Below are 26,865 nucleotides of genomic sequence, written 5' to 3'. Positions count from 1 at the left end.
ATATGAACGCAGGACAAAATCTGAAAAACGAAGCGATAAGGCTTCTAACCGTAGGGACTACGGGGATAGCCTAATCCATAACTGGCGGTGACGCTGGTGTTCTTAGGAATCCCCTACTTCAATAACTAAGTGGGGGTAGTTCAAAGTTATGATAAAAGATATGTATCAGCATTACATCAAAAAGATTGCATAAATATAGATAATTTACTTTTGAGGCACTTTCTTTTTTCTGTTATACTAGATAGGATAACATGAAATCTGAACGGTTAGGAGAGAATCCCTTTGAGCAAAGTCTATGTATTTGACCATCCACTAATCCAGCATAAATTAACGTATATCCGTGACAAAAATACAGGAACAAAAGAATTTCGTGAGCTAGTAGACGAGGTAGCAACATTGATGGCATTTGAAATTACACGCGATATGCCAGTAGAAGAAATTGAGATTGAAACACCTGTCACAGTAGCAAAAACAAAGGTGCTTTCTGGTAAGAAGCTTGCAATTGTGCCAATTTTACGTGCAGGTATTGGCATGGTAGATGGCGTCTTAAAGCTTATTCCAGCGGCTAAAGTTGGTCATATTGGTCTTTATCGTGACCCAGCAACATTAAAACCAATTGAATACTATGCGAAGCTTCCAGCAGATGTTGAAGAGCGTGATTTTATTATAGTAGACCCAATGCTTGCAACAGGTGGCTCAGCAGTAGAAGCGATTCATTCCTTGAAAAAACGCGGTGCAAAAAATATTAAATTTATGTGTTTAATCGCTGCGCCAGAGGGTGTAAAAGCAATTCAAGAGGAGCATGCTGATGTTGATATTTATATTGCAGCGCTTGATGAAAAATTAAACGATCATGGCTATATTGTGCCTGGCTTAGGCGATGCAGGCGATCGTCTATTTGGTACAAAATAATAGGTAACATCAAGTATGTTGATGATGCAAATTCTAGGTATTCTCTATAAAATAAAGCTTCATTAGCAAGTCTAAGAAACATGTTACTGACAAAGAGCGTCCTTCAATTTTGAAGGGCGCTTCATAGTATGGCTAGGAAATCCTCTTTGAATAAATTACAGTAAGAAGAGGCATACCTTCCATACAATTATAAAAAGGATGGTGCAATTCGTTTTGACAAAAAGATGGAAAGTAATGACGATTTTCGGAACAAGACCAGAAGCAATTAAAATGGCTCCGCTTGTACTAGAACTACAAAAACACCCTGAGCAAATTGAATCTATCGTAACGGTAACAGCACAGCATCGCCAAATGCTAGATCAAGTGCTAGAAACATTTCATATCACACCAAACTATGACTTAAATATTATGAAAGATCGTCAAACATTAATTGATGTAACAACAAATGCATTACAAGGCTTAGATAGGGTAATGAAAGAGGCACAACCAGATATTGTATTAGTACATGGTGATACAACGACAACATTTATTGCCAGCTTAGCAGCCTTTTATAATCAGATTGCTATAGGGCATGTAGAGGCGGGACTGCGTACATGGAATAAATACTCTCCTTATCCAGAGGAAATGAATCGCCAATTAACAGGTGTCATGGCTGATTTACATTTTGCGCCAACAGAAGTATCCAAGAAAAACTTGCTAGATGAAAATAAAAATCCAACAACAATTTTTGTGACAGGTAATACAGCAATTGATGCATTAGCAACAACTGTTAGTGAGCATTATACACATCCTGTACTAGAGAAAATTGGCGATGATCGTATGATTTTATTAACAGCGCATCGCCGTGAAAATCTTGGTGAGCCAATGCGTCATATGTTTAAAGCGATTACAAGAATATTAGCTGAACATAAGGATGTACAGGTCGTATATCCAGTGCATATGAATCCAGCGGTAAGAGAAGTAGCAAATGAAATTTTAGGGGACAATAACCGTGTCCATTTAATCGAGCCTTTAGAAGTGTTTGATTTCCATAACTTTGCAGCGAATTCATATATGATTTTAACGGATTCTGGTGGTGTACAAGAAGAAGCACCTTCATTAGGAAAGCCTGTGCTTGTATTACGAGATACAACAGAACGTCCAGAAGGCATTGCAGCAGGCACGTTAAAGCTAGCAGGAACTGAGGAAGAAACGATTTATGCAATGGCAAAAGAATTACTAACAGATAAAGATGCTTACGATGCAATGGCGAAGGCATCCAACCCATATGGTGATGGGCATGCGTCGCAACGAATTGTAAGTGCATTGTTAGAGTTTTTACAGAAAAATCAGTAATATATTATAGTTATTTTTTAAAATAGGTCTAATGTATCTATTGAAATGGGTAAGCTAATTTATGAGCATAATTATGTCGTAAATTAGCTTTTTTAATGCGTAATGAAAGAGAGAAGTTTTAAGACTATGAAGTTTCATACACAAATTTGTCAACAATTTGACAAGACTATAGAGGCTGTGAAGTTTTTCTTCTTTACCAATTGACTTCAAATATCACCTATTGTATGCTTACAAAGGGTAAGAATGATAAGGGTTTCTCTTTAGAAGTAGGACTTTGAAACGCTTGTTATATCAACTTTCTACTAAATTGACAGTTAAAAATAAAGCTGTCGATTTGCAACGTTTTGTGCGTTTCGGTTTTTACCGAGTAGGTAAGGGGTGTAAGTTATTTTTTGGGTATTTACACCTGTAATTGAAATGACTCTCCCATTACTATTCCGCTGTGAGTAGTGTTTTTCACTGCTCTATTCTGATTTCACATAGTGGTCAGCAAACGTTTTCATTACTCGAAAAAATGATTCAGGAGATTACAACCAATGCTAGATTTGCATCACATTTTTGCTGTGCAGAAGAGGGCGTTATTTTTTTTGCTTGCACTCTGCGCATTAGGCTGGGGATTTACTTCCTATCAAACTGTATTTGCGGGCATCGCAGTCGGTGCATTCTTTGGTACGTATAATTTTTGGATTTTAGTTCGGCGTATGGATAAGTTTGACAGATCCATTAGTGAAGGGAAGAAAATAGGCTCACTTGGTACAATGCTTCGCTTTGGATCAGGTGTTGCGGCAGTCGCAATAGCCATTTCGTTGCCAAACTATTTTCACTTAATTAGCACGGTTATAGGGCTAATGATTCCGTACGTTTTTCTCTTTGTCGAGAGAATTGTGTCACATGTAAGGAACCGCTAATGTGCTTTAAATTAGAAAGAGAGGTGAAAAATAACAATGAATCATGAAGCTCCATTAGTAGATGTCGGTTTTTTAACATTTAATTTATCGACAGTTATGATGTTACTAGTTGCCGCAATTGTCGTCTTTTTAATTGCCTTTGTTTCAACTAGAAGTCTAAAGTTAAAACCAACTGGTATGCAAAACTTCATGGAATGGATTATGGATTTCGTTAAGAATATTATCAAAAGCAACATGGACTGGAAAACTGGTGGTCGATTCCATATTCTAGGTATTACATTAATTATGTTTATCGCAATATCGAACTTACTAGGTCTTCCATTCTCAATCGTCTATGGTCATGAGCTATGGTGGAAGTCACCAACAGCAGACCCTACAGTAACGATGACGTTGGCAGCAATGATTTTAGTCTTAACGCAATACTATGGTGTTAAAATGAGAGGTACAGGAAATTACGTTGGTACATTCTTCAAACCAATGTCATTCATGTTCCCACTTAAACTAGTAGAAGAATTTGCAAACACATTAACATTAGGTCTACGTCTTTACGGTAACATTTATGCAGGTGAGATTTTACTTGCTTTACTTGCAGGATTAGCAGTATCTGGTCCTATGGGATTCATCGGAGCAATCGTTCCTATGATGGCATGGCAAGGTTTCTCAATTTTCATCGGCTTTATCCAAGCCTTTATCTTCACAATGTTAACAATGGTTTACATGGCTCATAAAGTGAGCGATGACCATTAATATAAAGCATAAAATTTATGCTTGAATTAAAAAAACAAACAATTCCAAGGAGGAAATTTTCAAATGGGTTTATTAGCAGCAGCAATCGCAATCGGTTTAGGTGCACTTGGTGCAGGTATCGGTAACGGTCTTATCGTATCAAAAACAGTAGAAGGTATCGCTCGTCAACCAGAGGCTCGTGGCGTTCTTCAAACAACAATGTTCATCGGGGTAGCATTAGTTGAAGCCCTACCGATCATTGCAGTAGTAGTAGCATTCATCGTAATGAACAGATAATTCAGTTGTATACTGAATCGTACTAGTGGCGAAGCAGGATTCTCCAGATGAAACTTCGCCCTTCATTTTGGAACAGATAAAAGCTATGTGTAAATATAGCTTTTTAAAATAGGTAGTTTTTTAAGTTATTAAATTATGTTGAAGTGAAAGCTCTTGAAGGGAGTGAAACAATCGTGTTTTTAGATTATCTTGTACTAGGTGCAGGCGCTGGTAAGTTTAATAATGGTGACATTCTCGCAACATTAGTGATTTTCTTAGCGTTAATGTTCATACTGAAAAAAGTCGCTTGGGGTCCGCTTATGGGCATCATGCAGCAACGTGAGGAATTAGTAGCAAGCGAAATCGAAGCAGCTGAAAAAGCGCGTAAAGAATCGCACCAATTTTTAGAAGAACAAAAGAGCCTTCTTAAAGAAGCTCGCACAGAAGCACAATCGATTGTTGAAGGCGCTAAGAAGCAGGGCGAACTACAAAAAGAAGAAATTCTTACTGCAGCTCGTAATGAAGCAAACCGCTTAAAAGAATCGGCTTTACGTGAAATTGAGTCTGAAAAAGAAAAAGCTATTGCAGCTGTACGTGATGAAGTCGTTTCATTATCTGTACTTGCAGCATCTAAAGTCCTTAGCAAAGAGATTTCTGAGGCAGACAACCGTGCTCTAATTGAAGAGACGATTGCGAAGGCAGGGGAAGCTCGATGAGTAATTCAACTGTAGCAAAACGTTACGCTCAAGCGCTGTTTGAACTAGCGCAACAAAAAAATATTCTTACTGAAGTTGGTGCAGACTTAAACGAGTTAACAAAAGTTGTAAATGAATCTCCTGATTTTTTAACACTATTAACAGCACCTAAGTTCTCCATCGAACGTAAGAAACAAATGGTGGCAAGCATCTTTGCTAGTGCAACACCAGAAGTTGTACACACAATCCAATTACTTGTTGAGAAAAAACGTGTAGATGAAATCAAACTAATTGCTAAGGCATATGCTGAGCTTGCTGCGAATGCACAGGGCACTGCAGATGCAACAGTATTTTCAACACGTGCACTTTCTGCTGAGGAAAGCGCAAATATTTCAACGACGTTTGCGAAACTTGTTGGCAAACATTCATTAAACATAACAAACGAAATCGATCCATCATTACTTGGTGGCATTCGTGTGCAAATCGGTAACCATATTTATGATAGCTCAGTAGCAAACAAACTAGAGCGTCTAAAACGTGAATTAATCGGTTAATAAATTAGAAATGTGAGAGGTGACATACATGGGCATCAAGGCTGAAGAAATCAGCAGTCTGATTAAACAACAGATTGAGAATTATGAATCTGAACTTAAAGTAAGCGAAGTTGGTACAGTTATCCGTATTGGTGACGGTATCGCTCTTGCTCATGGCCTCGACAACGCCATGGCTGGAGAGCTTTTAGAGTTCTCTAACGGTGTTATGGGTATGGCTCAAAACCTAGAAGAAGGTAACGTTGGTATCGTAATTTTAGGTCCATACACTGACATCAAAGAAGGCGATGAAGTTCGTCGTACAGGTCGTATCATGGAAGTACCAGTTGGTGAAGAACTAATTGGCCGTGTTGTAAACCCACTTGGTCAACCAGTGGATGGACAAGGTCCTATCAACGCTACAAAAACTCGTCCAATCGAAAGTCCAGCTTTCGGTGTAATGGCTCGTAAATCAGTACACGAACCACTACAAACAGGTATTAAAGCGATTGACGCATTAGTACCAATCGGTCGTGGTCAACGTGAGCTAATTATCGGTGACCGTCAAACTGGTAAAACATCTGTAGCTATCGATACAATTCTTAACCAAGCTGGTGAGAATATGCTTTGTATCTATGTTGCAATCGGTCAAAAAGAATCTACTGTACGTGGTGTAGTAGAAACGCTTCGTAAAAATGGTGCTTTAGATTATACAATCGTTGTGACAGCTTCTGCTTCTCAACCAGCTCCATTACTATTCTTAGCACCATTTGCTGGTGTATCTATGGCAGAAGAATTCATGTTACAAGGTAAACACGTATTAATCGTGTACGATGATCTTACTAAACAAGCATCAGCTTACCGTGAACTTTCACTTCTTCTACGCCGTCCTCCAGGTCGTGAAGCATACCCTGGTGACGTTTTCTACTTACACAGCCGCTTGCTTGAACGTGCTGCGAAGTTAAATGAAACATATCAAAATGGTTCGATTACAGCGCTTCCATTCGTTGAGACACAAGCTGGGGATATTTCTGCATACATCCCAACAAACGTAATCTCAATCACTGATGGACAAATTTTCTTACAATCTGACTTATTCAACTCAGGTGTACGTCCAGCGATTAACGCCGGTCTTTCTGTATCACGTGTAGGTGGATCAGCTCAAATTAAAGCGATGAAAAAAGTTGCGGGTACGCTACGTCTTGACTTAGCAGCATTCCGTGAGCTTGAATCATTCGCTCAATTCGGTTCAGATTTAGATAAAGCAACACTTGCAAAACTTGAGCGTGGTAAACGTACGGTTGAAGTTCTTAAACAAGATCTTAACAAGCCACTAAAAGTTGAAAAACAAGTTGCGATCCTTTATGCATTAACAAAAGGTTACTTAGATGATATTCCAGTACAAGATATCGTTCGTTTTGAATCAGAATTCTTAAGCTGGTTAGATTCAAACCACACAAATGTTTTAGATCATGTTCGTACGACAAAAGAACTTGCTCCTGATGCTGAGTACGATGCAGCACTTAAAGAGTTCAAAAAAACTTTTGCTAAATCAGAATAAGTTCAAGAAGTCACTTGATTAAAAAACAGAAGGTGGTGAAATACCAGTGGTAAACTTACGCGAAATAAAAGGTCGTATTAATTCAACAAAGAGTACAAAACAAATCACAAAAGCGATGCAGATGGTTTCTTCTTCAAAGTTACGTCGTGCAGAGCAAAATGCTAAAGCTTACGTTCCTTACATGGAAAAAATTCAAGACGTAGTAGGTGCAATTGCTTCAGGAACAAAGGACAGCGGACATCCAATGTTAACTGTACGTCCTGTTAAGAAAACAGCTTACTTAGTTATTGGTTCTGACCGTGGTCTTGCAGGTGCTTATAACTCAAGTATCCTACGTCAAGTGCAACGTACGATTAATGAGCGTCATAAGTCAAAGGATGAATATGTAGTTTTAGCAGTAGGTCGTGTTGTTCGTGACTACTTTGTGAAACGTGATCATAATGTCATCAGTAATGTTGTCGGTCTTCCTGACCAACCGACATTTGCTGATATTAAAGAAATCGCTCGTAATGCTGTTGGTATGTTCATTGATGGTACGTATGATGAGCTTTATATGTACTACAATCACTTTGTCAGCGCAATTGCTAGTGAAGTGACTGAGAAAAAACTTCTTCCATTAACGGATATTGCATCTACAAGCAGTAACGCTTCTTATGAATTTGAGCCATCTGGTGAAGCAATTCTTGAAGTGTTGCTTCCACAGTATGCGGAAAGCTTAATTTACGGTGCATTATTAGATGGAAAAGCAAGTGAACATGCTTCTCGTATGACGGCTATGAGAAATGCGACAGATAATGCCTCTGACCTTATTTCAGAGCTTTCATTGCAATATAACCGTGCACGTCAAGCGGCGATTACACAAGAAATTACAGAAATCGTTGGTGGAGCTGCAGCCTTAGAATAGGCAAGCGGCTTCCCAATGTCGTATAAGAATACGATAGGAGGGTACACAGTAATGAATAAAGGACATGTTATTCAAGTAATGGGTCCAGTTGTTGACGTAAAGTTCGACAATGGCCACTTACCAGCAATCTATAACTCATTAACAGTTAAGATTGAACGTCCTAATGAAGAACCAACAATTCTTGCATTAGAAGTTGCGCTTCATTTAGGTGATGATTCTGTTCGTACAATTGCGATGTCATCTACTGATGGCTTACAACGTGGAGCAGAAGTAACAGACTCAGGAAAAGCGATCTCAGTACCAGTTGGTGAAGTTACACTAGGTCGTGTATTCAACGTACTTGGAGAAGTAATCGACTTAGGTGAAGAAATTCCAGCTGATGCACGTCGTGATTCAATTCACCGCGAAGCACCATCTTTCGAGAATCTTTCAACTACAGTTGAAATCCTTGAAACAGGTATCAAGGTAGTAGACTTACTTGCACCATATATCAAAGGTGGTAAAATCGGTCTATTCGGTGGTGCCGGTGTAGGTAAAACAGTATTAATCCAAGAATTAATTAACAATATCGCACAAGAGCACTCAGGTATCTCTGTATTCGCTGGTGTAGGTGAGCGTACTCGTGAAGGGAACGACTTATTCTTCGAGATGAGCGATTCAGGCGTTATCAAGCAAACAGCAATGGTATTCGGTCAAATGAACGAGCCACCTGGTGCACGTATGCGTGTAGCTTTAACTGGTCTTACAATGGCGGAATACTTCCGTGATGAACAAGGACAAGACGTGCTTTTATTCATCGACAATATCTTCCGTTTCACACAAGCAGGTTCTGAGGTTTCTGCCCTATTAGGTCGTATGCCTTCTGCGGTAGGTTACCAACCAACACTTGCAACTGAAATGGGTAAACTACAAGAACGTATCACATCTACAAACAAAGGTTCTGTAACTTCTATCCAAGCGATTTATGTACCAGCCGATGACTATACTGACCCGGCTCCAGCTACAACTTTCGCCCACTTAGATGCGACAACTAACCTTGAACGTAAATTATCTGAAATGGGTATCTACCCTGCGGTTGACCCATTAGCTTCGACTTCTCGTGCATTATCACCTGAAATCGTAGGCGAAGAGCACTACGCAGTTGCTACTGGTGTACAACGTACAATTCAACGTTACCGCGAATTACAAGATATCATTGCGATTTTAGGTATGGATGAGTTATCTGATGAAGATAAACAAACAGTAGAACGTGCTCGTCGTATTCAATTCTTCTTATCACAAAACTTCCACGTTGCGGAACAATTCACTGGTCAACCAGGTTCTTATGTACCTGTTAAAGAAACTGTGCGCTCATTCAAGGAAATCCTTGATGGTAAATGGGATCACCTACCAGAAGATGCTTTCCGTCTAGTTGGTTCAATTGAAGAAGTAGTTGAAAAAGCGAAAAGCATGGGCGTAGAGGTTTAATACTAGGGACGAGGAGGAAAAAATATGAAGACAGTTCAAGTCAATATTGTCACTCCCGACGGCCCAGTATACGATTCTGAAGTATCAATGGTAATCGCCAAAACAACTTCAGGAGAAATCGGTGTTCTTGCAGGCCATATTCCAATGGTTGCTCCACTTGGCATTAGTGCTGTGAAGCTAAAAAAAGAAAACGGTTCGACTGATGTTGTGGCGGTTAGTGGTGGTTTCATTGAAGTTCGTCCAGAAAAAATCTCAATTTTAGCGCCATCTGCTGAAATTGCTGAAAATATCGATGTTCAACGTGCTAAAGAAGCCGTTAAACGCGCTGAAGGACGTCTTCAAGGTAAACAAGACGACATTGATTTCAAACGTGCTGACCTAGCATTAAAACGTGCGTTGAATCGTATCAACGTTCATGAGGGTAATATCTAATTCATTTTTAACGGGCAGATGTAGCATCTGCCCGTTTTTTAAAGATTGAGAAGAAAAGGGGAGGAAGCATGGAGCTATATGAAGCAATAGGACAAGAAGCGTTATTAGGTATTTTATCTCATTTATTTTTTATTGCTGTTACTTTTTATGCATTACAAGCATTAATGATGGAGAAGTTATTTAAAAAAAATAAAGTTTTTCAAATTCAACTTATTTATATTTTATTAAGTATCGCGATTGGCTCAGTAGTATCAAACTTTTTCCTTCAAATTTCTGGTTGGTCGGGCAAGCTTCCATATTTATTTTAAAATAATGACTGTACTCTCCTACTAAAGCTACTACATATTTCAAAGGACTTTATAATACAATTTGTGTGGCCCTTTGAACTATGTAAAAGGATTTATCTTGGTTTAGCAAATTTTTTTGTATCGAAAGCAAAGCGTCAGCAGCAGATACAGAAGCACCCTTTCTCTGCTGGGAGAGGATAAATGCTTTTTGAGAGGGTATCCAAAAGCCCACTGAACTAAGATAAAAGCCCCAGCCTAATTGCTCAGTAGTGGCTTTATCTTTATTTGCTTGGCAAAAAAGATAGGCATTTATCTCTCATTACTGATAGCAATAAGCATGTTCTACTTGCAAAATAGGAAAGTTTGTTTTTTGTTCACATATTTTTGGGTATGTATTAGAAGCGCACGGGTTATTGGTCATTCACAAAAAAAATTTACCTGCGTACAATAAATAAATAGCAAAATATCTAAAATTGCCTTAAAATAGTGATTTGGACGCTTGAACGAGCGTTAGAAAAGTTGTACTATAGACTTGTTTGTTTACTGATTATGACATTATACTTCTTTTTAAAATAAAAACTTGTTAGGTTAATAGATTGAATTCGGAGGGACATAGGGTGGATAAAATAATAGTGACTGGTGGCCAAAGGCTACAGGGAAGAGTACGTGTAGAGGGCGCAAAGAATGCAGTATTACCAATCCTTGCGGCATCTTTACTTGCTTCAAAGGGCGAAAATGTAATTAAAGAAGTCCCTAATTTAGCAGATGTCTTTACAATAAATGAAGTACTTAAAAGTTTAAACGCAGCAGTTACATATATACCTGAAGATAATGCCGTATATATTGATGCCACAAAAGAACTTTCTAGTGAAGCTCAATTTGAATTTGTTAGCAAAATGCGTGCATCTATTTTGGTAATGGGCTCTTTACTTGCTCGTAATGGCTATGCTCGTGTTGCACTACCAGGCGGCTGTGCAATCGGCTCTCGCCCAATTGAATTACATTTAAAAGGCTTTGAAGCAATGGGTGCAAAAATTACGTTTGGTCACGGCTATGTAGAGGCAAAAACAGAAGGTCGCTTAAAAGGGGCAAATGTATATTTAGATTTCCCAAGTGTTGGGGCAACTGAAAATATTATGACGGCTGCATCTCTTGCACAAGGAACAACTGTAATTGAAAATGCTGCAAAGGAGCCTGAAATCGTAGACCTTGCTAATTTCATCAATAGCATGGGTGGTCGTGTAATCGGTGCAGGTACAAACACGATTCGTATCGAAGGCGTTGATACACTATATGGTGTTGAGCATCATATTATTCCTGATCGTATTGAAGCTGGCACATTTATGGTAGCAGCAGCGATTACAAAGGGCGATGTCATTATTGAAAATGCAGTTCCAGAGCATATGACAGCGTTAATTGCTAAAATGCGCGAAATGGGCGTGGAGATTACAGAACTAGATGAGGGAGTACGTGTGCGTGTTCCTCAAACATTAAAAGCTGTTGATATTAAAACAATGCCACATCCAGGTTTCCCAACAGATATGCAATCACAAATGATGGCTTTAATGCTCACGGCAGAAGGTACGAGTATTATTACAGAAACGGTATTTGAAAACCGTTTTATGCATGTTGAAGAATTCCGTCGTATGAATGCTGGTGCTAAAATTGAAGGACGCTCAGTGTTTATCGAAGGACCAGTGAATCTTCAGGGAGCTGAAGTGATGGCAACTGATTTACGTGCTGCGGCTGCACTAATTTTAGCAGGCCTTGTATCAGAGGGCATTACACGTGTAACAAAGCTTTACCATTTAGATCGTGGCTATGTGAATTTCCATGGCAAATTAGCAGCTCTTGGTGCAAATATTGAACGTATTACAGAAGAAATTACAGTAAAAGAAGATGTAACAGTTGAATTACCAGCAAACTAATTTGCTTTCAAAACCCTTTGCTTTCTTAGCAGAGGGTTTTTTCATATCCAAAAGCAATCTAGCATATTATTTCCTATGAAAAAATGGATGATTAGTATAGCTGTTATTTGTTTAATGGGAGCATTATATATGCTACCTGTAGCGTTTAGTGAGAAGCAGGAGGATACACGATCTTCCACAACAGAAGAAAATGCTTGTGAAATTTTTATAGAAGTGGAGGGACAACAAGACAAAATTCCTTTAGAAACATATATTACAGGCGTAGTGGCAGCAGAGATGCCTGTTTCCTTTCATAAGGAAGCATTAAAAGCACAGGCGATTGCAGCACGCACATATGCATTGAAAACGACAAATTACGGCGAAAAAGCAATTGCTCCAACTGTTGCAAGGCAAGTTTTTTATGATGAAGCACAAAGAAAAGCAAATTGGGCTAGCAATTTCCTGGGAAATGAAAAGAAAATTGTCGAAGCTATCAATGAAACGAAAGGACAAGTTCTTCTATATCAGAATGAATTAATTACAGCTATGTTCCATTCAACAAGCAATGGCAAAACAGAAAGTGCTTATGGCTATAGCGGAAACGAAATACCATATTTACAAAGTGTTACAAGTATATCAGATCAAGCATCACCAAAATTTGAGGCACAGCAGGAGTGGACATTAGCACAATGGAACTCCTTATGGCCTATCCAATGGCAACCTAGCGATTTTCATGCTATACAGTTATTTTATAATGATTCAGGACGTGTAGAACGCTTGCAGCTAGGCAATAATATTTGGACGGGTAGAGAGGTTCGCACACTTCTTGGCATTCCTTCAACAGATTTTACAATTGCTTATGATGCTGCTACGAAAAAAGTCCGTGTTAACACTCAAGGTTATGGACATGGCGTAGGTATGAGTCAATATGGAGCTGAGGCAATGGCAAACGATGGGAAAACAGCTGAGGAAATTTTACACTATTATTATCAAGATATTGAAATAAAAAAAATAGATGCATGTTTAAAATAATTTCTAGTTGTTCACACTGCAACTAGAGGTGATGAAAATGAGAGAGGATAAAAATAACAAAACTTCTCAAAACGAAAATCCAAATCAAAAGGACAATGGTCAATTACAAAAGAAACCTTGGTTTTGGCCAGCAGTTTACACAGGTGGTGCACTTGTTCTAGCAGGATTGTTATTTGGTTACAATAGTCTTGTATCAAAAGTAGAGGAAGCTCCATTACCAGATTTAGCAGAAGTAGAGCCGGGTCCTGTAGTAGAAACAAATGCACGCACTGAAAAATTGAAATACCCATTCAAAGAAGAGGAACTTAGTAAAGTACAAGTTTTACAAGAATTCTACGAGCTAGAAGCAAATGAAGAATCTCGTGAAAATGCACTAATGGTATTTAATCAAACATTTACAACATCTTCTGGGCTTTCTCTTGCGATGAATGGTGAAGAGTTTGAAGTAGTAGCTGCTATGAGTGGAAAGGTCTTAGAAGTAAAGCTAGACGCATTTACAGGCAATAAAATCGTGATTGAGCATCCGAATGGTATGCAAACACACTACAGCTCTGTAAAAGATATTGCTGTAAAAGAAGGCGATGAAGTGTCACAAGGGCAAGCTTTAGGAAAAGCAACAGATAACGAATGGAATCAAGCAGCTGGTGTTCACATGCATTTTGAAGTTCTTGAAGACGGAAAATATATTAATCCGAAAAAGTTATTAGCCTTTTAATGCACAGTCAGGATTTTAACAGGAAAATGTAAAACGTGTTCTGAATAGCTTTGTCCTTACATAAGGTGAAGAAATGCGCAAATGTGCATCTGATTGCCAAAGCATTTTGTGAAATTGTGTGGAAAGGACGAAGAACGTGCATGAGCACATTCGGAAGCGCTGCATACGCCTCGGTGAATTACTGATTGAGACGCGTGAAACTGTGCGTGTCCTTGCGAAAATGACTGGTTATTCAAAAAGTACGGTGCACAAAGACTTAACAGAGCGATTACCAACAATTCATGAAGGATTAGCTGACCAAGTGAAAGAAATACTCGCCTATCATAAGGCCGTACGTCATATTCGCGGGGGAGAAGCAACAAAAAACAAGTGGAAGGAAAGAGCGAGTCAAGAATGATTCGTTCTTTTTTATTGTTTTGGACAAGCTTTGCTAGAAATTTTGGCACATTAAATATTGAAAGAAAACAGTCTTATTCACTAAATTTAGGTGAAATTACCAATGTAATATGATAAAATATTCTAGATAAAGAGATAAAATGAACGTTATGTAGTTGGAACTGGCGGGAAGGAGAAATTATAGAATGTTTTCGAAGGATATTGGCATTGACTTAGGAACTGCGAACGTATTAATCCATGTAAAAGGAAAAGGAATCGTCTTAAATGAACCATCTGTGGTGGCGATTGATAAAAAGACAAGTAAAGTATTAGCGGTAGGGGAAGAAGCTCGTCAAATGGTCGGGAGAACGCCAGGTAATATCATTGCAATTCGCCCATTACGAGATGGCGTCATTGCAGATTTTGATGTAACAGAAGCAATGCTAAGACATTTCATTAACAAGTTAAATGTCAAAGGATTTTTAGCAAAGCCGCGTATTTTAATTTGCTGTCCAACAAATATTACAAGTGTTGAACAAAAAGCGATCCGTGAAGCTGCTGAAAAATCTGGTGGCAAAAAGGTATACTTAGAGGAAGAGCCAAAGGTAGCCGCAATCGGTGCAGGGATGGATATTTTCCAACCAAGTGGCAATATGGTGGTCGATATCGGTGGCGGAACAACAGATGTTGCAGTTTTATCGATGGGTGATATTGTGACAAGTGAATCCATTAAAGTAGCAGGGGATGTATTTGATAACGATATTTTACAATATATTAAAAAAGAATATAAATTGCTAATCGGTGAACGTACAGCTGAAGCTATTAAAATAACAATTGGTACAGTTTTCAAAGGTAGCCGTAATGATACGATGGATATTCGTGGACGCGATATGGTAACAGGCTTACCACGTACAATTTCCATTCATTCTGAGGAAATCGAACGTGCATTACATGAATCTGTAGCAATGATTGTTCAATCAGCGAAAAATGTTTTAGAAAAAACACCACCTGAGCTATCAGCAGACATTATTGACCGTGGCGTAATTATTACAGGTGGCGGTGCTTTATTACATGGCATGGATCAGCTCTTAATCGAGGAATTAAAAGTTCCTGTCTTTATCGCAGAGCAGCCAATGGATTGTGTAGCGATTGGAACAGGTATTATGCTTGAAAATATTGATCGTGTGCCAGCATCCTTATAAAAATAAAATGAGGTGATTTCTTTGTTTAAAGGGTTTTATACAGTTGCAACAGGTATGATCACGCAACAAAGAAGAACAGAATTACTAACCAATAATTTATCAAATGCGAATACACCAGGATTTAAGGCAGATCAATCTACAATTCGTTCTTTTCCAGATATGCTCATGTCAAGCATCGGAGAAACGAATGCACCTGCCTATCAACAAGCAGGTACTGAATATATGAAACGAGTAGGCTCTTTAAATACAGGGACATATTTACAAGAAACTTTGCCAAATTACATACAAGGTCAAATCTATAGCACGGATTTCACAACAGATATGGCGTTGATTGATGGGAATTTACCGCAAAATGAAGATGGTGTTTCCGGTTCAATCTTTTTCCGTCTAGAGCATCCCAACGGTGGTGAAGCCTACACACGTAATGGTAATTTCACATTAGATGGACAAGGCTATTTAGTAAATGGACAAGGTTTATATGTACTGAATGATGCAGGACAACGTATCCAGCTACCAAATGATGATTTTCGTCTTGATGAAAATGGTGCTATCTTTGTAAATAATCAGCAAGAAGCACGTATTGGCGTATCATTTGCTGCGAATCCGAACAGGCTACTAAAACAGGATAACGGTCTGCTACGTACAGAAGATGGCGAGAATTTACCAACAGCGTATGGAGCGGATGGTGTTACTTTTACATTGCGCCAAAATTATTTAGAAGGCTCTAATGTAGACTCTAGTCGCACAATGACAGATTTAATGACAGCCTATCGTGCATTTGAAGCAAACCAAAAAGTATTACAAGCTTATGATCGCAGTATGGAAAAGGCTGTTAATGAAATCGGAAGAATTTAACGGGCAAACAGGAGGCGTGTTATAAATGCTACGCACAATGATAACGGCAACAAATACAATGGGGCAATTGCAGCATAAGCTGGATACGATTAGTAATAACATTGCCAATAGCAATACGGTCGGCTATAAAGCGAAGGAAGCAACATTCAATGAACTGCTTTATCAACAATTTAATAACGATAAGCAAGACCGCTATGAACGTCAAACGCCTGTTGGGGTTCGCTATGGTGTAGGTGCTATGATTGGTCAAATTCAATCCAATCACAAGCAAGGTTCATTACAAACAACGAATCGGGATCTGGACTTAGCATTCACAGAACCAAAACAATATTTTAATATTTTAATGCCAAATGGTGAAAATGGAACCGAAACAGTGTATACTCGACAAGGTGACTTTTATTTATCGCCATTAAATAATGGAACGGTTATGTTAGTAACAGCTGAAGGATACCCAGTAGCTGATGCAGCAGGACAAGCCATTACATTACCAGATACAGTGCAAAGCTTTGCAGTTCGTGATGGTGGTGTATTAGAGGCGGCATACCCAAATGGTGATGTTATTCGTACGGAATTGGCTGTAACAGAATTCCAAAAACCACAATTAATGGAACATATTGCGGGTTCTTATGTTGGTTTACCAGATAATCTAGCTGAGCTTGGCTATACACAAGCAGAAGTTTTGACAGAGCTCGCTGGCGCTAATCGTCAGCAAATCAGCATGCAGAATGGTGTATTAGAAATGTCCAATGTCAATCTTTCAAAGGAAATGACGGAACTTATCCAAACACAACGTTCGTATCAATTCAATGCAAGAGCAGTTACATTAGCAGACCAAATGCTTGGACTAATTAATGGTATTCGATAGTAAGTCATCCAAAAACGCATAGTAAGGAATGAAGAGGAGTACAATCTATGACAAACGATTCACGTCGACGTTCTGTGCCGACACAAGAAACCGATACGCAACCAGAAGAGAAAGAACGCCGCTCAAATGGAGACCAACGCGAGGTTCGATGGGTGCAAATCCGACTGATTCCGATTTGGTTACGCATTGTAATTGTTCTCATTTTAGTTGTTGCTGCCGCAGCTTTAGGCGCAATGTTTGGCTTTAGTGTTATTGGAGAAGGAAATGCTATGGATATTTTTAAAAAAGAAACATGGCAACATATATTTGATATTATGAATGGTAAAGAATAGCATTATTCTTTACCTTGCTTTGTGTATACATACTTAATTTTGAGGGGGAAATGATATGTTAACAGCAGAACAAATTCAAGCTATCTTACCACATCGCTATCCATTTTTATTTGTAGATCGCATTGTTGAATTAGAGGAAGGGAAACGTGCAGTCGGTCTAAAAAATGTTTCCATTAATGAGGACTTTTTTAATGGTCACTTCCCAGGCTATCCAGTAATGCCAGGTGTGTTAATTGTAGAAGCATTGGCACAAGTAGGAGGAGTAGCCTTATTAAATGCGGAACAATTTAAAGGACGTTTAGCCTTTTTAACAGGTGTTGATAATTGTCGCTTTAAGCGTCAAGTTGTACCTGGCGACCAACTTAAACTTGAAGTAGAATTCGTAAGACTTCGCGGGGCAATGGGCAAAGGTCATGGCGTAGCAACAGTGGATGGTGAGCTTGTATGTGAAGCAGATATTCTTTTTGCTATTGGACCAGAGCAGCCAAAACAAGCTTAATTTGCAATTGTAGACCAAAAGATATAAAATAGATAAGTCGAATCGAAAATTGATGAGTAGGTTCTTAAATTGCGATGGCGAATAAGCGATTGTGAATTGAAATAGATGTAATTTTTAGGTTGTACAAACGTAGGAGGATTATTAAGATGTATAAGGAATTGTCTTCAGGTATTAAAATTAGCATTACTCGTTCGATTTCAACATCTTTTGAAGCATACTTAGCAAGTATTGATTGGGATGAAGAGCGCTTTTCCATGGAAGACTTCATTGCGAACTGGCAAACTTATTTTCAAGAAAATGCCGCATGGATCGAAAAAATCCCAGCCGACACATTGATGAGTACGGAGTTCCATGAAGAGATGGCACAAAAAATCGATGAGGTCATTGCTAAAATTTTAAATGAAGAGCCAACAGCAAAGCAAATAGAAACAATCGAGGCATTGCAAAAAGAGCTAGGTACAAATTACAGCTATGATTGTAAAGCAGAAGCAGCATATATTGAGCAATTATTAAAAGAAAAACAAAAATAGTTTGTACAAAAATCGGATAGTTCCCTCCTTTCTCGGGCAATCTATGTAAGATCACAAATACAGCTAATGTATTTGCTGACATAGTACCGAAGAAAGGAGGTTTTTTACTATGTGGAAAATGTCATTTTTAACGATTATTCTGGCTACTGTATTCCTTGGCGGCTGTAACTGGGGAGATCGTGCAGTAGAAGATCATCCTGTAGAAGATGCTGCAAATGATGTTCGTCGAGGTGTTGATGATGTCGAAGATGCATTAGATCCAAATGATCGTGATGATGCTTACGACCGCAATGCAAATGATATCGACCGAGGTACTGTAAATGAAAATACAACAGTTCCTGAAGCGACAACACCTGGGTCAAATGCTGATATCAACAGCACAAACGGCTATGATAACGTGCCAAATGCCAATGGTGTAGACGGTGTTGAACGTAATGACAATATTGATAACGATGTTGTTGATGAAAAAGTCAACGAAACCGAAAAATACCGTGATGGCATGAACAACCGCTAATCAAAAAAGAGTGCTTCCACAACGGAACACTCTTTTTTCAATACCTGAAGAATTACAGCAAAATCTATGAGCAAGGGCGAATACCCACGAACCTAAAGCAACTTCCTATTAGAAAAACTCCTTCATATAATCCACTAAATTCACTGGTAAATGATACACACGATTTTTATATGTGCCACTATAAGGAAACTGAAATTTTCGTAGCAGTCGCGTTGCTGCATCACTAGAATGAATATAAAAAAATGCACGTAATTGTTGATTCGTAATTGTACGACTAATTAATAAACGATAATCCTGCAAAGCTTCAGCGAAAATTTCTCTACTCCTATAATGACAATAGGAGCATTTCCATATCCCACGATCAAAATGCATACAATTTTGAAACATACATTTTGGGCAAAGCACACCATGGCGCAAACGTGATGGTGCAATAGTCATTGGCATTTCAGTAGGCTGCTGCTTGCGTTGAAGCTCTTGAACCAACTGTCTTAATTGATGATCTGATAATAATCGCTGAGGATGTTTTTGAAAAAGCGAATGAAGGTGTGCATGAAGTCCAGATCGATGGAAAATAGGGATACATGTATTTGCTGAATGAGTAATAATTGTGGAAGGGTTGGCAATAACAACTGCCCCTTCAATAGAAAGTGAATAATGAGTAGTAAGCCCCGAGAGAAATCGCATATGACGTTGTACTTGTGTAAGCGCATTAGGAAATCCCTCCACAGTGCCATCCACCTTTGTACGTATACATTGATGTGTACGGTGATCAAACTCAAGGCGACCATGAATATTTTTAATTTCTAAAACAAGCATAAATTGCGGACAAATAAACAGGCTATCAAGCTGATGTATCTGGTGTTGGGCATTTACAAAAAATAAATCGGGCAATACAAAAAAGTATGTGGATATACTAATTCTAGCCACTCACTATCAACATTTCTTTCACCTGCATATCCAGCTTCAACTCTGTGAAATCGCTCGTGATAGTAATGAAATTCCGAATCCTCCTGCAGAAGATGCCTCATTAAAGCCTCAAGCCACAATAATTTCAAAGACTTTTCTCGAATCATAATAGCCAAAAATATTCCCTCCTTGTTATTTTAAAATGTATTTTACATATAGATGACAATTTGTCCATACAAAAAACGATGCAGTGATTTGCATCGTTACCCGTCATTTTTTAATTTTGGTCGTTGCTTCATATCAGTTTTAAAGCGCTCCAATAGATTTTCTAAGGAAACACCCTCAGCCAGCAGCTCAGAAAGTAATTGTTCGGCATATTTTGAACGTTTTATTTTCAGTGTACCTTTCAACAACACTGAAATATGATCACCAATTTCTTGAACGGTATGTACAATCACCTGAAAAGGAGCGGGCTCATTATCTGGAAATGAAATCACTACACGTACATTAAAGACAGTACCATTCGCTAAAAGTTCATCAAAGATTGGGCGATATTGTCGTTCCATAAATAGTTCAAGAATCCAAGATTGATGGCTGTTTTCCTGATTAATAATAATGCCATCGATTAAAGGGAATGGTTGCACGCCCTCTTTTGTGACAAGGTCAAAGGAAAGCATTTTAAAAGTTTTCATTACGGATATTCCTCCTCAGTCTGTCATTCTTTTAGTATAACATATGAAGATGTGTGAACTATCTATTTTAAAAGCTACAAAAATACTAATTTAATGAAAAGGCGTTAACCGCTACAGCCCCAAGCATTTATATCCTAAAATCATTAAAAAACAGCAAAATAAAAATACTAATTTACACACTTTATGCTTAAAAATCGCTAGAAATTATCAATATCGAATTTTGCCCGTAGCGGCATCATTTTGTAAGATAAGGGCAATCAAAAGCAAAGGAGGTGAATGAATGAATCACGTCGGACTGGTCGGAAGGTTTACAAAAGACCCAGTATTACGCTACTTATCTGGTAATCGCGTGCAGACTCATTTTTCACTCGCCATTAACCGCAATTATAAAAACAGTCGAGGGGAAATAGATACGGACTTTATATTTTGCACAGCTTGGGGAAGGCTTGCAGAGCATATTGTCAAATATTGCGGTAAAGGCTCATTAGTAGGAGCAAATGGTCGTATTCAATCAAGATCATTTATGAATGAAGAAAGCACAAAGATTTTTATGACAGAGGTAGTAGTGGAGGATGTACGGTTTTATCAGCTAAAACCAAGGGATAGTGATGGAGCGATTGCAGTATCACAGCCACCAAATGAACAGGAAGAACTAAAGGATTTTGTCTTACCGGGAACGTAGGTTATTAAATTCTACATACGGCGCAAGAGAAAAACATTGTCTAATCCGCCATTCTTCTTTATATTTCTTGCACCGTAATAATACGAAAGGAGTGGTGTGTACTAAATTTTATACTAAACATTGCTGAAGACCGCACAGCAATGGAATATTCAACACAACTGAATAGAGAAATAAAGTAAGTAGGGAAAAGAAGTAAAAGTATGGTTCCACTGAAAAAAGCGCCAAGAATACTTTGCTCTTGGCGCATCTAATTATATATCTAATGTGATTAAATCACGCAATTCGTGATCCTCTAATTCAGTTAACCACTGGCTTGATTGAATAAGCTCTTCCGATAGTGTAGACTTCTGTACTAGCATTTTATCAATTTTCTCTTCGATTGTGCCAATTGTTACAAACTTATGGACTTGCACAAATTGTGTTTGCCCAATTCGATAGGCACGGTCTGTTGCTTGATTTTCAACGGCTGGATTCCACCATCTATCTGCATGTAACACATGATTTGCAGCTGTTAAATTAAGCCCTGTTCCACCAGCTTTTAAAGAGAGGATAAAAATAGGGAAATCTCCTGCCTGAAAAGCCTCTACTAAGCGGTCACGCTGCTGCTTAGGCATAGCACCTGTTAAAAATGGTGCATCTACATTGTATAATTCACTTAAACAATGCTGTAGCAATTGTCCCATTCCTATATATTGTGTAAAGATAAGACATTGCTCGCCATTGTCCACAATCTCCGCAGCCATTTGCACAATGCGCTCTAATTTTGTCGAACGTGAAAGCATTGTTTCGGCATCCTCGAAAGGCTCCTTTAAATATAAGGCAGGATGATTACATAGTTGTTTGAGCTTACTTAGCATTTTTAACACGCGTCCCTTTTTTTGAAAGCCTGTTAACTGCTCTAGCTGATCAAGTGTTTCTAAAATATAGCCTTCATATAGCGAGGCTTGCTCAGCTGTTAATGGACAATACTCATTTGATTCTAGCTTATCTGGTAAATTAAGCTGTAAATGCGGATCACGTTTTGTACGACGTAATAAAAATGGCTGAATTTTAGCTCTTAATTTCTGCTTATGCGCTTCAGATTCATCGCGTTCGATAGGGAAAATAAATTCCTCGTTAAAGCGATTAAAGCTACCTAAATAGCCTTTATGAATAAAATCAAAAATTGCCCATAGCTCAGATAAACGGTTTTCAATAGGTGTACCGGTAAGGGCAATATGATGAGCTCCCTGTAATTTACGAATAGCTCTTGACTGCAATGTTTGCATATTTTTAATATTTTGAGCCTCATCCAATACAACAGTTGCCCACTCGATCTCCTGTAAAAACTCAGCATCCTGCGATACTGTGCCATAAGTAGATAAAATCACTTGCGGTTGCTCGGCTACCACTTGCTGTTTAAATAGCTTATCCTTTGCTCGGTTTGCCTGATAATGTGTATGCACGGTTAAAGAAGGTGCAAATCGAGCAAGCTCTTTTTGCCAGTTACCAAGTACAGAAGTTGGGCAAATGATAATAGAAGGCTTTTTATGATCTGTTGCTTTATAAATATGAAGAAGATAGGAGATAAGCTGAACTGTTTTACCTAATCCCATATCATCAGCTAAACAAGCACCAAAACCTTGTTGACGCATAAAGGCTAACCATTCAAAGCCCTCTTGTTGATAAGGACGTAATTCTGCTTGTAAAGTTGATGGAACTGGTATAGCTGGTAATCCCTTTTTCTCTAAAAGCTGCTCCATATAGGATTTTAATGATTGCTGTATTTCCAATGCAAAAATAGGGTCATCTCTTAGTGCATCATCAGCATCTTCCTCCTCAAGAGGGGCAGATAAATCTTCAGGTAACTCTCTAAATAGTAATTCACGAACAGTCCAGCTTTCATCTTCAGCCTGCTGCATCAATGCACGCATTTCTTGCATCCAATTAGCATCCACGCGAAACCATTCCGTACCAATACGAATAAATTCGCGTTTTTCATCAACAAGCTTTTTAAATTGCTCAGGAGAAATGGTCTGACCATTCATAGAGAATTGCCATTTAAACGTTAAAATATCGTCTAGTCCTGCTACCTTTTTTGTTGCTACATTACTAGTCGTTACACGCACACGCATTTTAGATTGTTTTAAATCTTTTAGCCATGCGGGTAGCACAACATCAAAACCGAGTGCCTGCAATCTGGCAAGGTCTTCACGTAAAAATAAGCGCACCTCAGCATCTTCAAGTGGTGTATGAATAAAAATATCACTTCTGATAGCATCCTTAGATAAAAGGTCTACAATTTGCTGTTGCTGCTGTTCAATTTCATCCGCAAACATTTGCCACTTTGTAGGAAGCGCTTCTGCTATCGGCAAAGATTGCTTACGAATAGCAGGTGTCCAATAATTTTTAGTCGTAGCTGTACTAAGAACGGTTTCTAATAGCCATACATCGGAATCTTCCTCAGGCTCACTTAGCCGTAAAGACAGCGAAACGGCCCCAGTTTGGCGCGATTGTTCTAATGGCCAACCACCACGTAGGAAAAAGGGCAAAAGCTTTGGTAAATCAGAGAAAATTAAGCCAACTTGTGACAGCTTCTGTTGCACAGCTATCTCTAATAATGCTGAATCTACATGCTCAATTGGAAATGCTAATGAGGAAAAATCCTCTGCAATAACGGCATATGACCATAGTGATGGCTCTTGCCAGTATTGCTGTAATGCCAACACTTTATCTAGCCACATCTTACTTTTCTCATCTGTACCGTGCCAGCTAATAAATGGATGCTGGTAGCGTGAGGAAAAAATATCGAGAAGCTCAGCACTTGAAACTTCAATTGTAAAATCAGCTCGATTTGTTAATAAGCCATAGATATTTGCTTCGTAACTAAAAAATAATGAAGAAATAAGTGTATCGGCATCGATGATTTTACCGTCAGCAGTAAAGCCCTGTAACGTAAAATATCCTTCCCGAGCTACTTCAATACGAAGCTGTTGTTTTTTAGAAAACGGGGAAGGAGCATTGATAGTTATCATACTAAGTTTCCTTTCTCAATTTCTTCTTGTAATGCACGAAGTCGTTTATATTCTGTGCGAATGGTATTCATATATGTTTCAAAGTAAGCTGTTTTACCTGCTCGCTTTGCAGCACTGCGCATACTTTTCCAAATGCGAACAGCCTGCTTATAATTCATACGTGATTTTTGTGTAATTTCAGCCATTGCATAGACGTGATATAAGGGCAGCACTGTAGCAGGCTCCACCTGTAGTACATCCTTTAAGCCACACATTTCTAAATAAGAAAGTGAGGAGGGATTTAGCTGGTGAAGAGCAGCCCATTCGCGATAACGCCCTTTCTTAATTAAAAAGCTTGAAAATGGCTGAATACCATATACACCAAAGGCACTGTATAGCATTGCTTCTTCTTTCTCAGTAAGCTCAATTTCATCAAACAGCAGCTGGAATTGTCGCACGTATTGAGCACGCTGTACAACTGGAACGACTTTCTGTAAAAAGGCTTCTGTTAATGGCAGAATAGCACGCAAAATAAGCGTTAGTGCATGAGGCTCACCGGCACGCTGAGCAAAGGTAGCTAGCTCAAATAAATCCTGCATTTGTGCTAAATCAATATGTGCCAAATTTTCTTGAAGTAAATCCTCCTTTTGCAATAACACATAAAATAATAAATTTAACGATGATAAAGAAATTTCAGCCGGAGGATTTTCTAAACGATTTAAATACATTAACTCCTGCTCACGTCGTGGCTTTTCATAAAAAAGCACCGCCCAAAACAGCATATATAAGTGAAGTCGATCTGGAAATAGTCCTTGTCGTTCTAATAAAAATTCTCTTATTAGCTCCTGTAAAGCATCATAGAATGGATCAGTTGCAAAAAGGCGAGAACGATTTGTAAGCTCTGTTAGGATGCTTTCAAATGATTGATTGCTTTGATCGATAAAGTATTTCATATACGGTGAATCCAAGGAATGTCCGGGTGTTTCATTTAAGTGACGCCATATTGTATTCAAAATGGCTAATTCCATAAAAAGCTTATACAGCGGCTGCCATTCACGTTCATAGGGCATATGCCGATGAAGACGCTCTAATGCATCTGTTCTGATAGCGGAAAGCCCATAGCCCTCTATTACTCGACCAAAGGGTAATAATCGCTTCATTACCTCGTCAACCATCATGCGCCAGCTTTGTGGACTACGCTCAGCAGCTAGAGTTTTTAGCTGGGCAGACTTTTGTGCACGCCAAGCACTTGACCAATCTTGGACAGAATCAAAATACTGATAAAGAGCAAGCAATGCACCGACTTGATGTCTGCACCATTTTGTTTGAGGACAATTACAACGCAGCTCCTCTTTAGAAAAATCAATTTCAACAGAGGCAGGTCTGACATCCTGGACGCTTGCATATAGTATAGAACTTACACCATTAAAGCGCTCAAACACAATGGATTTATTCCTCACAGAGAAAACAGCACGACGCACTAGCTCTTCGTCTTCTGTAGAGGAAGGGTGTAGCACTTGCTCAGCTTCTTTTAATTTAGTTAGCACAAACTCTTGATGATCTTTCGCTAATTGTGATATAGACAATGCCATAACCTCGCTCCTTTCATCTATTTAACATGGTTAATTTGCTATAAAGGAAAAAAAGACTGTCTTTCCATTATACGATTAAAATGCGACAGTGATAAGCTAAATGATCAGAAAGAAAAAAATTTGAAGTAAAGATAGTTAACAAGACTTTTAATTTGTGTTAAAATCTGAATAATCAGATAACTAAGGAGGGATGAATGATGATGCAAGTCCAATACATGAAGCCGTTCTACACAAAAATTACTGGAGATAAATTACGCCTCGTATTTGCTTATCAATACTTCTCAATCTTAAAAGAGAATGAGATTTTCCATTTCATTCCTATAGAAGGTAAAGAGATGATTATCAACTTGAAGACACAGCAAATCGAAAACTTATCTGAGGTTTTTGTTTTCCAAAAAGGTAACCGTTTTATTCGCTTACCACTATATCAATTGCTGCTTATTACAAATGTTCATGAGCATCTAGCACCGATTCTTGATAGCGTTGCACCGCAGCCACAAATTCAACCTGCCACAACAACAGTAAGTGTAGGTGAGATTGACCAGCTTCTAGCAGAATTAGAGGAGAAAAACTTTGATTATTTAATCGATAAAGCATTAGCAGAAAATAATAAAGCACTCTTTTTTGATTTGCTACAGCAAAAGAACCAGCAATTTGGAGGGTTCGAAATTGAATAGACGAAATTCCTAGTAAGCACCTACTTTTCATTTAATGAGAGGCAGGTGCTTTTACAATGAAACGCTGAAAGCCATTTGCCAAAAGTATGTTTACGATAGCGCCTCTTTAAAAAGATATTCAACTATCAAATTGAAAAAATAGAAGATATAGCCGATAAAAAGAATAAGTGATTTTTAGAAACGTTCAATGAAAAAATGCCAACAATAGTGAGGAAGGTTCTGAAAGAAATCTGTGGTTTAAAATATAGCTAGTAACCCATGATATCCGCGATAGGGAACAAATAATGATTGTGAGAAATATGAATTGGGATTTAAAATATAGCAGCAAAAAATCCATATTGGAGCAATAATGTATTGCAAGACGAATATCTATATATACGGTGAAAGAAAATTAGAGTTTCAAGCACAGCCTATTCACCGTATTTTCAGGTGTTTGATTAATCATTTGGATAAAGCCTTGGACA

General features: G+C 38.4%; 29 protein-coding genes. 25 read left to right on the top strand and 4 right to left on the bottom strand.

The annotated features are described in order from the left end of the window. The first annotated feature begins 282 nt into the window (after positions 1–282). The 23 genes from upp (at position 283) to ACIQVU_RS18690 (ending at position 18,859) form a co-directional block, all read left to right on the top strand. Positions 283–912 (top strand): uracil phosphoribosyltransferase, encoded by a 630-nt coding sequence (upp, locus tag ACIQVU_RS18800; RefSeq protein WP_340804282.1) that lies wholly within the window; start codon positions 283–285, stop codon positions 910–912. A gap of 213 nt (positions 913–1,125) precedes the next feature. Continuing rightward, positions 1,126–2,247 (top strand): non-hydrolyzing UDP-N-acetylglucosamine 2-epimerase, encoded by a 1,122-nt coding sequence (gene wecB, locus ACIQVU_RS18795; RefSeq protein WP_340804283.1) that lies wholly within the window; start codon positions 1,126–1,128, stop codon positions 2,245–2,247. A 536-nt stretch (positions 2,248–2,783) separates the two neighbouring features. Further along, positions 2,784–3,155: an ATP synthase subunit I gene (locus ACIQVU_RS18790; RefSeq protein ID WP_340804284.1), complete on the top strand. Its 372-nt coding sequence runs from the start codon at positions 2,784–2,786 to the stop codon at positions 3,153–3,155. A gap of 36 nt (positions 3,156–3,191) precedes the next feature. Beyond that, a complete protein-coding gene (gene atpB, locus ACIQVU_RS18785; RefSeq protein WP_340804285.1) occupies positions 3,192–3,902 on the top strand; it encodes a F0F1 ATP synthase subunit A in 711 nt (236 codons plus the stop codon). Positions 3,903–3,965: 63 nt separating this feature from the next. Beyond that, positions 3,966–4,178 (top strand): F0F1 ATP synthase subunit C, encoded by a 213-nt coding sequence (gene atpE, locus ACIQVU_RS18780; RefSeq protein WP_053993118.1) that lies wholly within the window; start codon positions 3,966–3,968, stop codon positions 4,176–4,178. 173 nt (positions 4,179–4,351) lie between these two features. After that, positions 4,352–4,873, top strand: a complete 522-nt coding sequence (atpF, locus tag ACIQVU_RS18775; RefSeq protein WP_340804286.1) for a F0F1 ATP synthase subunit B — start codon at positions 4,352–4,354, stop codon at positions 4,871–4,873. Then, positions 4,870–5,406, top strand: a complete 537-nt coding sequence (locus ACIQVU_RS18770) for a F0F1 ATP synthase subunit delta (protein WP_340804287.1) — start codon at positions 4,870–4,872, stop codon at positions 5,404–5,406. Before atpF ends, ACIQVU_RS18770 begins: the two co-directional genes overlap by 4 nt. A gap of 28 nt (positions 5,407–5,434) precedes the next feature. After that, positions 5,435–6,943: a F0F1 ATP synthase subunit alpha gene (atpA, locus tag ACIQVU_RS18765; protein ID WP_340804288.1), complete on the top strand. Its 1,509-nt coding sequence runs from the start codon at positions 5,435–5,437 to the stop codon at positions 6,941–6,943. Between the two features lie 46 nt (positions 6,944–6,989). Further along, complete coding sequence (gene atpG, locus ACIQVU_RS18760; protein WP_340804289.1) at positions 6,990–7,847, top strand: ATP synthase F1 subunit gamma; 858 nt, start codon at positions 6,990–6,992, stop codon at positions 7,845–7,847. A 51-nt stretch (positions 7,848–7,898) separates the two neighbouring features. After that, entirely contained in the window at positions 7,899–9,314 is a 1,416-nt protein-coding gene (atpD, locus tag ACIQVU_RS18755) for a F0F1 ATP synthase subunit beta (RefSeq protein WP_402896741.1), read from the top strand. Between the two features lie 24 nt (positions 9,315–9,338). Beyond that, entirely contained in the window at positions 9,339–9,746 is a 408-nt protein-coding gene (locus tag ACIQVU_RS18750; RefSeq protein WP_340804291.1) for a F0F1 ATP synthase subunit epsilon, read from the top strand. A gap of 68 nt (positions 9,747–9,814) precedes the next feature. Next, positions 9,815–10,054: a DUF1146 family protein gene (locus tag ACIQVU_RS18745; RefSeq protein WP_340804292.1), complete on the top strand. Its 240-nt coding sequence runs from the start codon at positions 9,815–9,817 to the stop codon at positions 10,052–10,054. A gap of 596 nt (positions 10,055–10,650) precedes the next feature. Further along, positions 10,651–11,961, top strand: a complete 1,311-nt coding sequence (gene murA / locus ACIQVU_RS18740; protein ID WP_340804293.1) for a UDP-N-acetylglucosamine 1-carboxyvinyltransferase — start codon at positions 10,651–10,653, stop codon at positions 11,959–11,961. Between the two features lie 75 nt (positions 11,962–12,036). Continuing rightward, entirely contained in the window at positions 12,037–12,972 is a 936-nt protein-coding gene (gene spoIID / locus ACIQVU_RS18735) for a stage II sporulation protein D (protein ID WP_340804294.1), read from the top strand. A 37-nt stretch (positions 12,973–13,009) separates the two neighbouring features. Continuing rightward, on the top strand, positions 13,010–13,687 hold the full coding sequence (locus ACIQVU_RS18730) for a peptidoglycan DD-metalloendopeptidase family protein (RefSeq protein ID WP_340804295.1): 678 nt from the start codon (positions 13,010–13,012) through the stop codon (positions 13,685–13,687). A 136-nt stretch (positions 13,688–13,823) separates the two neighbouring features. After that, positions 13,824–14,084, top strand: coding sequence for a sporulation transcriptional regulator SpoIIID (locus tag ACIQVU_RS18725; protein WP_004269485.1), 261 nt, complete (start codon positions 13,824–13,826; stop codon positions 14,082–14,084). 184 nt (positions 14,085–14,268) lie between these two features. Continuing rightward, a complete protein-coding gene (gene mreB / locus ACIQVU_RS18720) occupies positions 14,269–15,264 on the top strand; it encodes a rod shape-determining protein (protein ID WP_340804297.1) in 996 nt (331 codons plus the stop codon). Between the two features lie 21 nt (positions 15,265–15,285). Next, positions 15,286–16,119: a flagellar hook-basal body protein gene (locus ACIQVU_RS18715; RefSeq protein WP_340804298.1), complete on the top strand. Its 834-nt coding sequence runs from the start codon at positions 15,286–15,288 to the stop codon at positions 16,117–16,119. Between the two features lie 25 nt (positions 16,120–16,144). Further along, on the top strand, positions 16,145–16,984 hold the full coding sequence (locus tag ACIQVU_RS18710) for a flagellar hook-basal body protein (RefSeq protein WP_340804299.1): 840 nt from the start codon (positions 16,145–16,147) through the stop codon (positions 16,982–16,984). Positions 16,985–17,031: 47 nt separating this feature from the next. Beyond that, on the top strand, positions 17,032–17,316 hold the full coding sequence (locus ACIQVU_RS18705; protein WP_053993104.1) for a DNA-directed RNA polymerase subunit beta: 285 nt from the start codon (positions 17,032–17,034) through the stop codon (positions 17,314–17,316). Between the two features lie 55 nt (positions 17,317–17,371). Continuing rightward, positions 17,372–17,815, top strand: a complete 444-nt coding sequence (gene fabZ / locus ACIQVU_RS18700; protein WP_402896737.1) for a 3-hydroxyacyl-ACP dehydratase FabZ — start codon at positions 17,372–17,374, stop codon at positions 17,813–17,815. 146 nt (positions 17,816–17,961) lie between these two features. Beyond that, complete coding sequence (locus ACIQVU_RS18695; protein ID WP_402896735.1) at positions 17,962–18,345, top strand: hypothetical protein; 384 nt, start codon at positions 17,962–17,964, stop codon at positions 18,343–18,345. A gap of 109 nt (positions 18,346–18,454) precedes the next feature. After that, positions 18,455–18,859 (top strand): hypothetical protein, encoded by a 405-nt coding sequence (locus ACIQVU_RS18690; protein WP_402896733.1) that lies wholly within the window; start codon positions 18,455–18,457, stop codon positions 18,857–18,859. A 108-nt stretch (positions 18,860–18,967) separates the two neighbouring features. On the opposite strand, the gene ACIQVU_RS18685 is transcribed toward ACIQVU_RS18690, so the two are convergent. After that, the gene (locus tag ACIQVU_RS18685; RefSeq protein ID WP_402896731.1) at positions 18,968–19,786 is read right to left on the bottom strand and encodes a nuclease-related domain-containing protein; all 819 of its coding nucleotides are present in this window, start codon (positions 19,784–19,786) and stop codon (positions 18,968–18,970) included. A 242-nt stretch (positions 19,787–20,028) separates the two neighbouring features. Further along, positions 20,029–20,457: a YwpF family protein gene (locus ACIQVU_RS18680; protein WP_402896729.1), complete on the bottom strand. Its 429-nt coding sequence runs from the start codon at positions 20,455–20,457 to the stop codon at positions 20,029–20,031. A gap of 280 nt (positions 20,458–20,737) precedes the next feature. Between ACIQVU_RS18680 and ACIQVU_RS18675 the strand changes: the two genes are divergently transcribed. Next, the gene (locus ACIQVU_RS18675; RefSeq protein ID WP_340804305.1) at positions 20,738–21,139 is read left to right on the top strand and encodes a single-stranded DNA-binding protein; all 402 of its coding nucleotides are present in this window, start codon (positions 20,738–20,740) and stop codon (positions 21,137–21,139) included. A gap of 251 nt (positions 21,140–21,390) precedes the next feature. Here the strand turns inward: ACIQVU_RS18675 and ACIQVU_RS18670 are convergent, their stop codons facing one another. Continuing rightward, entirely contained in the window at positions 21,391–24,153 is a 2,763-nt protein-coding gene (locus ACIQVU_RS18670) for a DEAD/DEAH box helicase (protein WP_402896727.1), read from the bottom strand. Next, on the bottom strand, positions 24,150–25,724 hold the full coding sequence (locus ACIQVU_RS18665) for a hypothetical protein (protein ID WP_402896725.1): 1,575 nt from the start codon (positions 25,722–25,724) through the stop codon (positions 24,150–24,152). The genes ACIQVU_RS18670 and ACIQVU_RS18665 overlap by 4 nt, the downstream gene beginning before the upstream one ends. 197 nt (positions 25,725–25,921) lie before the next feature. On the opposite strand from ACIQVU_RS18665, the gene ACIQVU_RS18660 reads away from it, so the two are divergent. Beyond that, positions 25,922–26,401 (top strand): transcriptional regulator, encoded by a 480-nt coding sequence (locus ACIQVU_RS18660; RefSeq protein ID WP_340808516.1) that lies wholly within the window; start codon positions 25,922–25,924, stop codon positions 26,399–26,401. Positions 26,402–26,865: the final 464 nt, after the last annotated feature.

This window comes from Lysinibacillus sp. NPDC098008, assembly GCF_044760715.1.
Taxonomy (GTDB): domain Bacteria; phylum Bacillota; class Bacilli; order Bacillales_A; family Planococcaceae; genus Lysinibacillus.
The sequence above is the reverse complement of the archived record's forward strand: the minus strand, read 5'-3'. Positions and strand labels throughout refer to the sequence as shown.